The sequence below is a fragment of the Bradyrhizobium sp. B124 genome, from assembly GCF_038967635.1.
In the GTDB taxonomy this organism is placed as follows: Bacteria; Pseudomonadota; Alphaproteobacteria; order Rhizobiales; family Xanthobacteraceae; genus Bradyrhizobium.
Map to the genome: position 1 here is coordinate 23214 of NZ_CP152413.1, position 12765 is coordinate 35978.

The window sequence follows — 12765 nt, forward strand, 5'->3', positions numbered from 1 at the left end:
CCACCGCCGCTGCCCACGTCGATGCCGAGGCGCGAGGAGCCTCCGACACATCTTCCGGCGATGTCGGCCTCGTTGCGCGAACGCGTTATCGAGCAGATCGAGCCGGCAGCAGCCGCGTCGGTCTCGCGCGAGGTACTTCGGCGGCAGATCGAGGAGATCATTCACGGCATAGCCAACCAGGAACGACTGGAGTTGTCGGGCCGCGAGCAGTTGCTGTTGGCGGAGGAAATTGCGGACGACATGACTGGCTACGGGCCGCTTCGTCCGCTTCTGCTCGATGAGACCATCAACGACATCATGATCAACGGGCCGAGCAACGTCTACGTCGAGCGGAGCGGCAAGCTGGAGCGGATCGCGGTGCGGTTCCGCGACAACGACCATATTGCCGCGGTCGGGCAAAAGATTGCCGCGCAGGTCGGCCGGCGCGTGGATGAATCCAGCCCGATGGTGGACTGCCGCCTGCCGGACGGCAGCCGCGTCAACATCATCCTGCCACCGCTGGCCATCCACAGTCCCTGCATCTCGATCCGAAAATTTCCGAGCCGGCGTCTGAACATCAATGGGATGATCGAGAACGGATCGATGACCCCCGCTCTCGGACAGCTGTTGGAAATTGCCTCCCGCTGCCGGCTCAATGTTCTGGTCTCCGGCGGCACGGGGTCGGGCAAGACGACACTACTGAACGCCCTTAGCCAGTTCATCGACCACAGCGAACGCATCGTTACGATCGAGGACGCCGCTGAGCTGCAATTGCAGCAACCGCACGTGATCAGCCTGGAGACGCGGCCGCCCAGCCTCGAGGGTACGGGGCAGGTCACGCAACGCGATCTCCTTTGGAACGCCCTGCGCATGCGGCCGGATCGCATCATCGTGGGCGAGGTCCGCGGCGCCGAAGCATTCGACATGCTGCAAGCAATGAACACCGGCCATGACGGATCGATCTCGACGGTGCATGCAAACAGTGCGCGCGATGCGTTGACGCGCGTCGAGAACATGGTGCAGATGGGGCAGGTCAATCTGCCATCGCGCGCGATCCGCTCCCAGATCGTCGCCGCGCTTGACCTGATCGTGCAGATCGAACGCATGCGGGACGGACAGCGTCGGATCGTCCAGATCACCGAGGTGATCGGGCTGGAAGGCGAGGTGATCACCACCAACGACGTCGCGTTGTTCGAATACAAGGAAGAGGATGTGCACGGACGGATATCCGGCACCTATCGATCCACTCAGGCAGTCCCGAAATTCAAGAGCCGCCTTGTCTATTACGGGCTCGATCGAGCCTGGGCCGAGGCGATGAGGCACATCTGATGTCGGCGCCCCTGATCATCGTTCTGCTGCTTCTGCTGTGCGCGACGGTCAATACGCTGTGGCTCGACTCGCGACAGCGGCAGATGGACCGCCAGATTGAGATTGCTCTGCCGGCGTCCGAGGCGGCAACTCTGGTGTCCATCCGTCGTGCGGAAAAGGCTTCGCGTTGGGATATGCTCCGGCGCGTCGCCAATTATCAGCCTGACATCACTTACGTTCTGCATCCGGCCTACGTATTTCTGGCTGGCGCGACGGCCGCAGGTCTGGTCGTTTACGCCAATCATCGCCTGCTGCAATGGTCCACGCCCACGGTATCGATCGTTGCTGGTGGCGTCGCCCTGCTGGTGGTGCGGGGCATGTTCGGATGGCAGCGCAGTCGCTTCATTAATCAGCTTTTCGGCCAGCTTCCCGACGCAATCCAGCTGGTGACCAGCACTGTTCGGTCGGGATTGCCCGTCAACGAGGCCTTTCGCGCCATCGCTCGGGAAATGCCGGAGCCAACATCCGGCCAGTTCAAGATCGTCTGCAGCGAGCTGGCGATGGGGGGGGCTCCGGAAGAGGCTGTCGAAGGCATCTATCAGCGAACGCTGGTTCCTGAATACGCGATGTTTGCAGTAACGCTTGCAGTCCAATTGAAGGCCGGCGGAAGTCTGGCAGAAACCTTGCAGATCCTGGCCGACACCGTAAGCCAGCGGGTTGCGTTGGCTGCACGTGCGAAGGCTCTGGCCGGAGAGGTCATCTTCTCGTCGCGTGCGCTTTCACTATCGCCGTTCATCATTGGCGGATTGCTCTACGCGATCAATCCACAATCGGTCGACCTGCTGTTCTATGACCCAACCGGAAATATGCTGCTGGCGTACGCGCTCGGATCGGTCGTTGTCGGACACTTCGTGATACGCTGGATGATCAAGAGGGAGACGGCCCTATGACTGCTGTCTTCGGTTTTGCTGCCCTTGCCACGGTCGTTGCAGCCGCAATGTGCATTCTGATCATTCGCGAAGTGCATAGCCGCGCGCTGGATACGCGCGTGGCGAATGCCGTGCTGGGCATCCCACACCGCTCAAGTTCCTCGCAGGACCTGATCGGCTGGCTTTCCTCGATCGGCGCTCGCTATAAGCGCTTCTATGCCGAGGAAAATCTTGAGCAGCTCAGAACCGTCATTCAGGCGGCGGGCTTCAACCATTACCGAACCTTGCCGATCTGGATTGGCGTCAAAGCGGTCAGCATGTTCCTGTTTCCGTTGGCGGCCTTCTTTGCGGCGCAGTTTCTCAGAAAGCCGTTCTCGGAAGTGATGATCTTCACGCTGTTCGGGGTGGTCGCCGGAATCATGGGGCCGCGTTTGATCCTTCTGTTCATGAAAAGGCGCTTTGATGCCGCCATTCGGCTCGGGACTCCGGATACCATCGATCTGCTCGTTGTATGCAGCGAGGCGGGAATGGGCCTTGAGGGCGGGCTTGAGCGGGTGGCGGCGGAGATGAAGCAAACGAACCCGGCGATGACCCAGGTATTGCGCGGTCTGCTCGACGATCTCCGCATATTGCCGAACCGCACCGAGGCGTTCGAGAAACTGGGCGCCAAGTCGGAAGGGCTTCGCCGCTTCGGAACGGTGATCGCTCAAAGCCTGCAGTATGGAACGCCGCTTGGGCAGGCCCTGCGCGGCATCGCCGTTGACCTGCGGCGGGAGCGCATCACCAAGCTGGAGGAGCGGGCGCACAAGCTCGGCGCCAAGCTGACCATTCCGATGGTGCTGTTCATGCTTCCCGCCATGTTTGTCATTCTGGGCGGGAGCCCGTTTTTGCATCTCATTAATGCGTTCAAGTAGGAAAATTCATGAGCACCGTCACTCTATCGAATAATTCGACTTACGAGCGGACGATGCAACTGCTCGGCGGCATCTGGTTCATGCTGCTGGCGCTCTGCTACGCCATCAAAGTCGGATCGTTTTCTGATTCCTGGCTGGTGCTCCTGTCGAGTTTTTGTCTCGCCAGTTTCTACGTCGTTCTCGGGCTGTTGGTCATGACTCGGCCGCCGGCAAAGGCGCTTGCGGATGGTTGGCTGCCAAGAATGGCGGCATTTGTCGGCACCTATATGCCATGGACGATCGGCTTCTTCGGCGAGACCGATAAAGCGTTGCCAAACCTTGCGTCCACAATTTGCGTGTTGATCGGCATGTTCATGATGTTCGTCACGATCAGGCACCTCGGCAAGTCCTTCAGCCTGGTGCCGCAGGCGCGCTCCGTGGTGCAAACGGGTCCGTATCGATGGATCAAGCACCCGCTCTATCTGGCGGAGGAGATCGCAATATTCGGCGTGGTGCTCAAGGTCATTTCGCCGGTGACGCTGGCGCTGTTTGTGCTACACATCGGCGTTCAAGTATGCCGGATTTACTACGAGGAGGATTTGCTCCGGCGCAACTGCCCAGAGTACGCGAGTTACGAGGCCTCGCGCTGGAGATTGATACCGTATGTCTGGTGATCGGCGGGGGGGGGCGCGAGATTTGCCGCGGGCGATACGTTTTGAGATGCATCGGTCTAGCTGAAGTGTGAGGGTGCCAACGTGCTGCATTCTTTGCTCTGTCGAAAAAGGATTGTGAGAGGCAAACGCTCTCTGATCGCCGATCAGCGCGGCAGCGTCGCGTTCGAGATGCCGTTCGTCTACCTTATTCTGCTGATAGTGATCCTTTTGCCGCTGGCTGATCTTGCAGTGGCCGGCTACCGCTACATTTCTGCGCTTGCGGCGTTGCGCGCGTTCGGGCAATCCATCCTGTATTCCCCGCCACCCGACGTCACGAATGCGTCCAGTTGGGCATCGGCCGCGCTCGCGAAGGCCGATAGCCGCTTTCCGATCCCCAGCATCACACTGATTTGCGGCGACAGCAATGCGGTCTGCACGTCGGCAAACTCCGGTCCTGCGCTGGCGAAGTATTATTCGTACTCAACGACGATCACGTTGGCGCCGATCGTGCTGACGTCCGTGTTGTGCACGAGCACCAGCGGCAATGCCTGTTCGTTCACACTGACTTACTCAGAACGGTTTCAATAGGTGTCCCATGCGTAACATGCTTCGTTGCCGTCGAGGGTCCGCCGCGTTCGCGACCGTGGTTGCTCTTGTGCCGTTGATCGGAGCGATGGCGCTCGGCGGTGAGGCTGGCTCCTGGTACGTGACCTGGCAACGCGCCCAGGGCGCGGCCGATGCGGCTGCCTATTCGGGGGCCTTGCGGCTGGCGTGCGACAATGCGCCGCAGCCTGGCGTGACCTGCAGCAATACACAGACGGTCGATTGGCGCGGCAAGCAGGTTGCAGCCCAGAATTCGTTCTGCAATTCAGGCGACACGTCCTATCCCGGCGCCACCTGCGCTGCGAGCCTTCCGACAGGCGTGTCGAAAACGGTCCAGATCGCTACATTGGGGTCATGGAACGGGACCGCGGGAAATTATGTCCAGGCCACTGTGAGTCAGCAGCAACCGACATACCTGGCCCAGTTGCTTGGCTTATCGACGATCAATGTGGTCGCGACGGCGGTTGCCGGCGTTGACAGCTTGGCGAAACCTCCATGCGTGTTGTCGCTGAAGGACCCCATTACGTTCCAGGGAAGCCCCACGGTATCGTCGCCGACGTGTGGCATCTCGTCGAACAGTACGGCCGACAACGCAATTGGCTTCAAGGGCAATTCCGGCATCCAGGTGAATGCGCCGAGCTACACGGTCGGCGGCTGCTCCCAGACGGGGGGAAGCCAATGCACGGGCGTGAAAACCTATCAGCAACCGATTCCCAATCCGCTGAGTGGATTAAGCGCAGCGATCGGAGCTTTGAAGGTGCCGGGTAGTTTTCCCAACGGGTCGTGCGGTGGGACAGTCAAATCGTATGAGACGGGTGCCTGTTACAATACTGCCACCTCGCTCCCTTCGACGCTGAGCGGCACATATTATTTTACGGGAAATGTCAGAATCAATGGCAGTCCAACCATAACCGGAACGGCTACCTTGATATTTTTCAGTGGAGGATCGCTCACCATTACGGGAAACCCGACGATCCAACTGACAGCGATGAAGTCACCGACGGGGCCGTCCGCATTGTCAGCATCGGCAAAGGCTCTGATGAAAGATCTTCTCATCTATGATGATGAATCGACCCCGGGCGGTGTCAACATCAGTGGCAGCTCCACTAGTTATTTCAATGGCACGGTCTACGTACCGAATAGTCCCATCACGTACGCAGGCAACAGCTCGGGTGCGCCCGCTACCGGGTGCTATCAGGTCATTGCCTATTCGGTGAAATTCCAGGGCAATACGTCGCTGGACAATTCCAACTGTACAGGCGATGGGGCGGTCAGGCCGAATATTCAAACCGTGCGTTTGGTGCAGTGATGAGAAAGCTCGACCAGCGCGGGGTGGCGGCCTTCGAGTTCTGTCTCGTCGGCGGGTTCTTGTTCACGCTGATGTTCGCCATCATTGATTTCGGGCGATATGCGATCACGGTGCAATCGTTGCGCATGCTTGCGAGTGCCGGCGCGCGGGCGAACATCGTGACTTGCTACACGCCTGCGGTGATAGCGGGCACATCCCCATCCGCTTGTACCGCCGACTATCTGTCGGCCGCACAGAAGCAGGCTATCTCTCCCTTCCTGTACGGCGGGAATGTCGCTGCGCCGACAGTGACCACGACGGCCGGAGCCTCCGCGCTGACGATAACGGCATCGCAGACGGGCTTCACCATGCTGGTGCCCGTATGGGGCACGTCGCTCAACGCGCCGAGCGTGTCCACCCAAATTCCGTTCTGAGGAGACCCGAATCGTTGGAGTTTATCGGGGGAGCAGCCTGGCGGAGGTGGCCAGGCCGGGCTCGGCCCGCTGGCGATTGGCCCAAGTGGGCTACGGAAGTGGTGCGCGCTGGCAACATCGCGGAGTTTTCTCCCGAGTTGCCACGGCCTTACGAAGCTCTCTCCTTGCAATCAGGGCGCGCGGCGGGAGATGATCTGGGAGCCGCCATTGCGGCCTGGCGCCGGGACGGGTCCGGACCGAACGGGGTGGTTCCTCAAAGGCGTGCCAGGGAATGGGAATTTGCGAGTAACGATTTGTAGTCGGACAGACTGTAAGCTCTGCGGCGTGGTGCGCGAAGGAGAGCGATCAGGAAGTCGGGGGCCGTAAATCTACGGGATTGGCCGTAGGCAACACGGCAAAGGGGATTCGCATGGTTGGTGGTCGCGTTTGGGGTAGCGCGGGACACGTGATTGTCGCCTTGAGCATGACGGCTCTTGGCGCTTCGGTCGCCTTGTTTGATTCCACGGACCGCGCAAGGGCAGCAGACCGCCGGGGCAATTCGGGCGGCGGCGTCTTCGTCAACGAAATGAGCGACGTCCAGCGGGTCCGGGTGACAGTCAACAAGTCACGCACGTTCAGGGTCGATTCGGCGTTTGCGACGATCGTCGCAGGCTCGCCGGATGTTGCCGACGTGAAGTCGCTGAGCGACCACCTGATCTATGTCCAGGGCAAGAAGACCGGCACCACCAACGTTATCCTGTTCGACAGCTCGATGAAGCAGATCGGCATTCTCGATGTCGAGGTCACCGTCGATATCGGCAATTTGCAGCAGAACATCGCGTCGAGCACGGGCACGCGCGGCATTCGCGTGTCAGCCTCCGAAGGCCAGGTGGTGCTGAGCGGGACGGCATCCGATGCGGTCGTCGCGGAGCGGGCGATGACGATCGCCAAGGGCAGCGTTCCCGAGGGCGGCATCGTCGTCAACGCCATGAGCGTTGCGGCGCCGCAGCAGGTGATGCTCGAGGTGCGCTTCCTTGAGGTCAACCGGCAGGCGGGACGCGACCTCGGGGTGAACCTTTGGGCGGCAAACGCCAATGGCACGAATGTCGCGAATACGGGATTGGGGTCGGCCACGGCGGCGCGAGTGCCGATTGGTGGCATCAATACCAACGGCAATGTCGGTGCTCCTCCCACCGGGAGCCTTCCCGTGCTTGCTACGGCAGGCACGCTGATAGGTTCCGCCAGTGGCGTAGCTCCAGCTCCGTTCGGAAGCCTGCTGACGAGCATCTTGCGGACCAACAACGGCAGTTCGGTGGACCTGCTGATTACCGCACTGGAAACGAAGGGACTGATTCGCCGACTGGCGGAGCCGAACCTGACCACGCTTTCCGGCGATGCCGCACGCTTCCTGGCCGGCGGCGAATTTCCGGTGCCGATCCCGAACACAACGACAAATGGCTTCCCCACTGTCACGATCGAATACAAGAAGTTTGGTGTCGAGCTGGCCTTCGTGCCCACCGTGCTCTCGCGGGGCGTGATCAACCTCCGCGTCGAGCCATCGGTCAGCGAACTCGACTTCACCAATGCGATTACGATCCAGGGCACCACCGTTCCCTCACTAACTCGCCGCGACGCGCGTACCACGGTCGAGCTGCGCGATGGCCAGAGCTTTGCCATCGCCGGCCTGCTGCAGACCCGCAACCGGCAGGATGTCTCGCAACTGCCCTGGATCGGCTCAGTGCCGGTGATTGGAAGCCTGTTCGGCAGCAAGTCGTACCAGCAGGAGGAAACCGATCTGGTCATCATCGTGACGCCGCGCCTGGTCGCGCCGGCGGCACCCGGCCAGCAACTGGCATCACCGCTGGACTCGCGCCTGCCGGCCAACGACGTCGATTTCTTCCTCAACGGCCAGATGGAAGTCCGCAAGCGTTACGACGACTACGTCAATTCCGGCGGCGAGGTGAAGGGGCCCTACGGCCACATCATTGCGCCCGATGCGGTCGTGCGCGCTCCACCACCGGCCGTTGGTGCGAACCAGCCGGTCGTGAAAACCCTGAACTAGAGGAGCCGGGCGATGACCATCAGGTATCTGGCTCTGCTCGCACCCGTCCTGCTCGGCGGCTGCTACGGCGTCTACGGGCATGACGAGATGGACCGCTACGTCCAGCGTTCCGACACCATCACGATGAGTGCCGGCAATGCGAAAGAGGTCAACGCCGTCACCCACACGATCCACCCGTGGCCGGCCTATGTCGGCGATCGCAGGATCGCGTACGACGCGCGGCGGACGGGTGAGGCCGTGAAGCGCTACGGCACCACAACACGGCCAGTCGATCAGCTTCCCGACATGGGTGATCCGACCAAGGCGATGGGTCAGCCGCCGCCCGTCACCACCATTCAGAATGTCAACACAACCGGACTGGGGGCAGGGACCGGAGGATCGGTGGCCGTCGGGGTAGGCAAGTAACCAGCTGAAGGTTCAGCCTCTCAGGTACGTCCGTCTGTTGGGACAGAGAGTCTGGAAGTGAGGCTGTGACGTTGTGTTCTGGCGCTGACAGTGTCGTGCCGTCTGTTTCCTTTAGGTAGTTTCACAATGGTTTGTCTGATGACGCAGGGAAGTCGCCGGAGCTGGGACATGGGACGAGGATTGCGGCGTCTCATTCCGGCGCTTGCCTGCTGCTGGCTGGCGGTGGGCCTTGGGGCCTGCGACTACACGACGCGGGAGGCCGCGATCGTGGCGCCGGTGGATCCGCCCGGCGGCGACCCCGTGCAGGAGCCGACCGACGTCAAATACTATCCCTCCGATGAGCCGGTGCGGATGGGGCTCGAGCAATACAACCGCGGCAATTACGGTATCGCCCAGCGCTATTTCAAGGACGCCGTCGAGAAATCGCCGAAGGACATCACGGCTTGGGTCGGGCTCGCGGCGAGCTATGATCGGATACGCCGCTTCGATCTTGCCGACCAGGCCTATGCGTCGGCGATCCGGCTTGGCGGCGAGACCGTTCAGATCCTGAACGACCAGGGATATTCCTACATGCTGCGCGGCAATCTGAGCGCGGCGCGGAAAAAGTTCGAGAAGGCGTATTCGCTCGATCCGGGCAATCCGGTGATCGCCAACAACCTTGAGCTTCTCAACGGCAGCCGGAAGTTCATCGAGCGACCGCCGAACAATCAGCCATAGGCTGATTGCGAAACGGTAGCCTGATCTTAACGAGGCGTTTGGACGGTGGGGTCGATGCTTCACCAGCGCCCGAGCTTGGCATCGAGAACGGCGCCGAGAATGTTAGCATAGTCATCGGTCCAGGCAACCCGCGCGCCGGGATCGAGGCGCGTCCATCCCTGCGACGGTAGATCGCCAAGGTCCTTTACGTCCCGGGCAAACACGACCACGTCAGATGCAGTCCTTGCATCTTCTTGTGGAGTCGTCGGGGGAAGCTCAGCTTTGCCAAAGGCGACGAGGCCTTCGGCAAGGCCGACCGCGGCGGCCGGCCCCCGCAGCGCCATGTGCCGGTTCGAGATGTGCAGAACGATGACGCCATGGGCAGTGAGGTGTGCCATATATCCGGTAAACGCTTCGCGGGTCAGCAAGTGCACGGGAATCGCATCGGAGGAGAAGGCGTCGAGCACGATCAGATCGTAGCGCTCCGGTGACGCCGTCAGGGTGAGCCGCGCATCTCCGAGCACAATGCGGATATCCGGTCCGCATTCCGACAGGAAATGAAACAGTGCCGGGTCGCGCGCGATGCGGACCACTTGCGGATCGAGTTCGAAGTACGTCCACTCCTCGCCGTCCTGCCGATGGCAGGCGAGGCTGCCGGTGCCGAGCCCCACTGCTGCCACGCGCGTCAGCCGCCCCTGTGCATGCCGGGCCGCCGCGATCGCGTCGCTGATCGGCCCGCCGACATAATAATACGTGGTCGGTTCGGGACGGCCTTTGATCGGCGTCCCATCGGCATTGCGTACACGCTCGGCGCCGTGCGCGGTCGTGCCATGCATCAGGAGACGAAATTGCCCGGAGCGGTCCTCGACCACGCGATGCACGCCGAAGAAGCTGCGGACTTGCTCAATCGGTGCGAAGAGGGGATCGATCCTGGCAATCGCGAAGGCGAACACCGCAAGGCCGAAGAATACGGCCGGTTGCCGACGCACCAGTACCATCGCGCCGGCCAGCAAAATTAGCACGATGTCGATCGGCCGCGCCGCGCTGGCCGGAATGTGAAGGTGCAGCCAGACGATGCCGAGGGTCAGCGCGGCCAATGCCAGACCGGGGCCACTTTGCCGCAACATCCGGTGCGGCCCACCGTCAAACGCGCCGGGCATTGCCAGCAACGCGGCCAGCACCAGGATGGGATACTCGGCGACACCATCAAATATGTGCGGCGCGATCAACCCGGCAAAGATTCCGCCGATCATGCCGCCGAATGATGTCCACAGGTAGAATTCCGTCAGGCGCGCCGGCTCAGGCCGGCGGCGATAGAGTTCGCCGTGGCAAGCGAGTGCGATCACCAGGAAGCTCGCGAGATGCATCACCAGCAGGACGCCAAAATACGGCCGCACCACGACAGATGCAGTGGAGACGAGCGCCACAGCGGCAAACGGCACCAGCTTCAATACGGTCTTGTGCGCGACCCAGGCACGCTCGCGAAAGATCGCCACAAAGGTCAGAAGGTAGAGTGACAGCGGCAATACCCACAGAAACGGCGCTGCCGCCAGGTCGACTGAGATCGCAGCCGTGACGGCGACCACGAGGCCGGCCGGAATCGCGGCGAGCACGGTCCACATCGTTCGTTCGGCGGCCGTGGGGGCAGCGGCCGTTCCGGGACTTGCCTGGTCGATCGAGCGCCCGGCCGCGCCAGCGACGACGATCGCCGCGGCCACGATCAGCAAGGTCAAAAGAAAATAGCCGAACGACCACAGCTGGATCTGTGTCCGCAACGTCAACAGCGGCTCGACCACAAAGGGATAGGTCATGAGCGCGACGAACGAGCCCAGATTGGAAGCCGCATACAAGAGGTAGGGATTGGCAGCCTGCGGATGACCGCTCGCCGCGAACCAGTTTTGCAGCAGGGGAGCGGTCGCGGCGAGTGCGACGAACACCAAGCCGATCGAGGCGGCAAATAATGCCAACAGCCAGAGTTCGAGCCCTTGCTGTGACGCCGCTTCGAAGCCATGAGCTATGCCGACCGGCAATGTCGCGGCGGCAATTGCCAGCAACCCCAGATGAACGAGAGCCGATGGCCCTGGCGACAACGTACGGCTGAGCACGTGAGCGTAGGCGTAGCCCAGCAGCAGCGCTGACTGGAAGAAGACCATTGCAACCGACCAGATGGCTGCAGCACCGCCAAGCCGGGGCAGCACCATCTTTGCAAACATCGGTTCAATCGCAAACAGCAGGAGCGCAGAGAGGAAAAGCGCCGCAGGATATATCACGGGCGCAAAACGCAGTGCGGGCGCGGATATCATCGTTTGGAGGTTTACCTGGCCATCAAAATGCATGTTGTTTCTGAATTGTCATGCGGCACGCCGTGCCAAACTAACGTCTAAAAATCGCCGGTATCGAAACTGAAAAGGCTACGAGATCGCCAGGATGGTCTCATCCCCGAAGAAAAACATGTCCAAGAATAGCATCATCGCGTGGATTCAGGAAACTCTACCTGTCGGGCCTACCAAGGCACCCAGAGTCCGGTGGTGTGACCCTAGTTCGGCATCAACACCGCATCGACATGGCGGCTGTTTCTTCCGCTGATGATGATCGCGCCTTTGCGGGTCGCTAATCTCGCACCGATCAGTCGCGGCATTTTCTCCGTCAGCGGTGACGGCAGCGGAATCATTCCGCCGGTGACGGGATCACCGACGTTGATCGGCGTTCCGCCGGCGCCGGCCGAAGGGGTTGCCCGGACGCTCGATGCCGCAAATGTCGGATTGGCCAGATCACGCTATTGATGATGTCCACGCGTTCGGCCGGCACGAGCCCCGTTGCAGGATATTCGTCTGGTTTCGGCACGCACGCCGTGCCAAACAGAATGTCCCAGAACGGAAAAAAGGCGGCAAAGTTTTTGTCCCGATGCTCGGGCAGGACCGAGTGATGGACGCGATGCCATTGCGGGTTGTTGATCCACGTCACATACCGACCGAGCGGGATGCGCACGTTCAGGTGAGCACAAGCGTCGGGAAGAAAAAAGATGACGCCCGTGGCGATCGCTATATCCGGTGGGATTCGAAATAGGATCGCCAGAATAGGAAGTAAGGCGTCAGCCAGGACGCGCTCGAGCCAATAGTGCCGGGCACCGGTAATGAACGTCACGGCGTTTGCGCTGTGATGGAACGAATGCATCGACCAAAGAAACGGGATGGCATGCTGGAGACGATGGAATGTGTACTTGTAGAGATCTAGCACCACCACCACGAATGCGAGAGAGACGTACCACCAGTAGCCTTCGGTCGGTAGGTGAATCCAGCCGACCCCGGTAATGCTCGCTATCTTGCCCGCGACAATTGCTGCTAGTGGAGCGAGCGAGATTGACAATCCGAGGTTGGCAATAACCGCAAGCCAATCGTCCTGAAATTCGGAGGCGGGGACGTCCGCGATAGGCCATTTCTTCTCAACAAGGCGACTGCCGTAGATGGCTCCCAGCAACAGCGCCAAGTAAAAGGCAGCATGCGCAATTTCACTCGACATACGAAATGACTCGCCGA

Annotated in this window: 12 protein-coding genes; 10 read left to right on the forward strand and 2 right to left on the reverse strand. The window is 60.9% G+C overall.

Annotation, left to right across the window (positions count from 1 at the left end; genetic code table 11):
* Positions 1–21 precede the first annotated feature (21 nt).
* The 10 genes from AAFG13_RS00055 (at position 22) to AAFG13_RS00100 (ending at position 9250) form a co-directional block, all read left to right on the forward strand.
* Positions 22–1308: a CpaF family protein gene (locus AAFG13_RS00055; protein WP_342713523.1), complete on the forward strand. Its 1287-nt coding sequence runs from the start codon at positions 22–24 to the stop codon at positions 1306–1308.
* Entirely contained in the window at positions 1308–2237 is a 930-nt protein-coding gene (locus tag AAFG13_RS00060; RefSeq protein ID WP_342710733.1) for a type II secretion system F family protein, read from the forward strand. Before AAFG13_RS00055 ends, AAFG13_RS00060 begins: the two co-directional genes overlap by 1 nt.
* Entirely contained in the window at positions 2234–3130 is an 897-nt protein-coding gene (locus AAFG13_RS00065) for a type II secretion system F family protein (protein WP_342710734.1), read from the forward strand. The genes AAFG13_RS00060 and AAFG13_RS00065 overlap by 4 nt, the downstream gene beginning before the upstream one ends.
* An 8-nt stretch (positions 3131–3138) precedes the next feature.
* Complete coding sequence (locus tag AAFG13_RS00070) at positions 3139–3783, forward strand: methyltransferase (protein ID WP_342710735.1); 645 nt, start codon at positions 3139–3141, stop codon at positions 3781–3783.
* 114 nt (positions 3784–3897) lie between these two features.
* Complete coding sequence (locus tag AAFG13_RS00075; RefSeq protein WP_342710736.1) at positions 3898–4350, forward strand: hypothetical protein; 453 nt, start codon at positions 3898–3900, stop codon at positions 4348–4350.
* A 7-nt stretch (positions 4351–4357) separates the two neighbouring features.
* Entirely contained in the window at positions 4358–5674 is a 1317-nt protein-coding gene (locus AAFG13_RS00080; RefSeq protein WP_342710737.1) for a pilus assembly protein TadG-related protein, read from the forward strand.
* The gene (locus AAFG13_RS00085) at positions 5674–6087 is read left to right on the forward strand and encodes a TadE/TadG family type IV pilus assembly protein (RefSeq protein WP_342710738.1); all 414 of its coding nucleotides are present in this window, start codon (positions 5674–5676) and stop codon (positions 6085–6087) included. The genes AAFG13_RS00080 and AAFG13_RS00085 overlap by 1 nt, the downstream gene beginning before the upstream one ends.
* Before the next feature lie 409 nt (positions 6088–6496).
* The gene (locus AAFG13_RS00090; RefSeq protein ID WP_342710739.1) at positions 6497–8128 is read left to right on the forward strand and encodes a type II and III secretion system protein family protein; all 1632 of its coding nucleotides are present in this window, start codon (positions 6497–6499) and stop codon (positions 8126–8128) included.
* 12 nt (positions 8129–8140) lie between these two features.
* Positions 8141–8533 (forward strand): hypothetical protein, encoded by a 393-nt coding sequence (locus tag AAFG13_RS00095; RefSeq protein ID WP_342710740.1) that lies wholly within the window; start codon positions 8141–8143, stop codon positions 8531–8533.
* Between the two features lie 168 nt (positions 8534–8701).
* Complete coding sequence (locus AAFG13_RS00100; protein WP_342710741.1) at positions 8702–9250, forward strand: tetratricopeptide repeat protein; 549 nt, start codon at positions 8702–8704, stop codon at positions 9248–9250.
* A 59-nt stretch (positions 9251–9309) separates the two neighbouring features.
* Here AAFG13_RS00100 and AAFG13_RS00105 read toward each other — a convergent pair whose 3' ends face one another.
* Positions 9310–11565, reverse strand: coding sequence for a fused MFS/spermidine synthase (locus tag AAFG13_RS00105; protein WP_342710742.1), 2256 nt, complete (start codon positions 11563–11565; stop codon positions 9310–9312).
* Positions 11566–11896: 331 nt separating this feature from the next.
* Positions 11897–12748, reverse strand: coding sequence for a sterol desaturase family protein (locus AAFG13_RS00110; protein ID WP_342710743.1), 852 nt, complete (start codon positions 12746–12748; stop codon positions 11897–11899).
* Positions 12749–12765: the final 17 nt, after the last annotated feature.

What these genes read in the sequence shown, in the direction of transcription:
- AAFG13_RS00055 (WP_342713523.1), top strand. Translation starts at nt 22, where the DNA reads ATGCCGAGGCGCGAGGAGCCTCCGACACATCTTCCGGCGATGTCGGCC.
- AAFG13_RS00060 (WP_342710733.1), top strand. Translation starts at nt 1,308, where the DNA reads ATGTCGGCGCCCCTGATCATCGTTCTGCTGCTTCTGCTGTGCGCGACG.
- AAFG13_RS00065 (WP_342710734.1), top strand. Translation starts at nt 2,234, where the DNA reads ATGACTGCTGTCTTCGGTTTTGCTGCCCTTGCCACGGTCGTTGCAGCC.
- AAFG13_RS00070 (WP_342710735.1), top strand. Translation starts at nt 3,139, where the DNA reads ATGAGCACCGTCACTCTATCGAATAATTCGACTTACGAGCGGACGATG.
- AAFG13_RS00080 (WP_342710737.1), top strand. Translation starts at nt 4,358, where the DNA reads ATGCGTAACATGCTTCGTTGCCGTCGAGGGTCCGCCGCGTTCGCGACC.
- AAFG13_RS00085 (WP_342710738.1), top strand. Translation starts at nt 5,674, where the DNA reads ATGAGAAAGCTCGACCAGCGCGGGGTGGCGGCCTTCGAGTTCTGTCTC.
- AAFG13_RS00090 (WP_342710739.1), top strand. Translation starts at nt 6,497, where the DNA reads ATGGTTGGTGGTCGCGTTTGGGGTAGCGCGGGACACGTGATTGTCGCC.
- AAFG13_RS00095 (WP_342710740.1), top strand. Translation starts at nt 8,141, where the DNA reads ATGACCATCAGGTATCTGGCTCTGCTCGCACCCGTCCTGCTCGGCGGC.
- AAFG13_RS00100 (WP_342710741.1), top strand. Translation starts at nt 8,702, where the DNA reads ATGGGACGAGGATTGCGGCGTCTCATTCCGGCGCTTGCCTGCTGCTGG.
- AAFG13_RS00105 (WP_342710742.1), bottom strand. Translation starts at nt 11,565, where the DNA reads ATGCATTTTGATGGCCAGGTAAACCTCCAAACGATGATATCCGCGCCC.
- AAFG13_RS00110 (WP_342710743.1), bottom strand. Translation starts at nt 12,748, where the DNA reads ATGTCGAGTGAAATTGCGCATGCTGCCTTTTACTTGGCGCTGTTGCTG.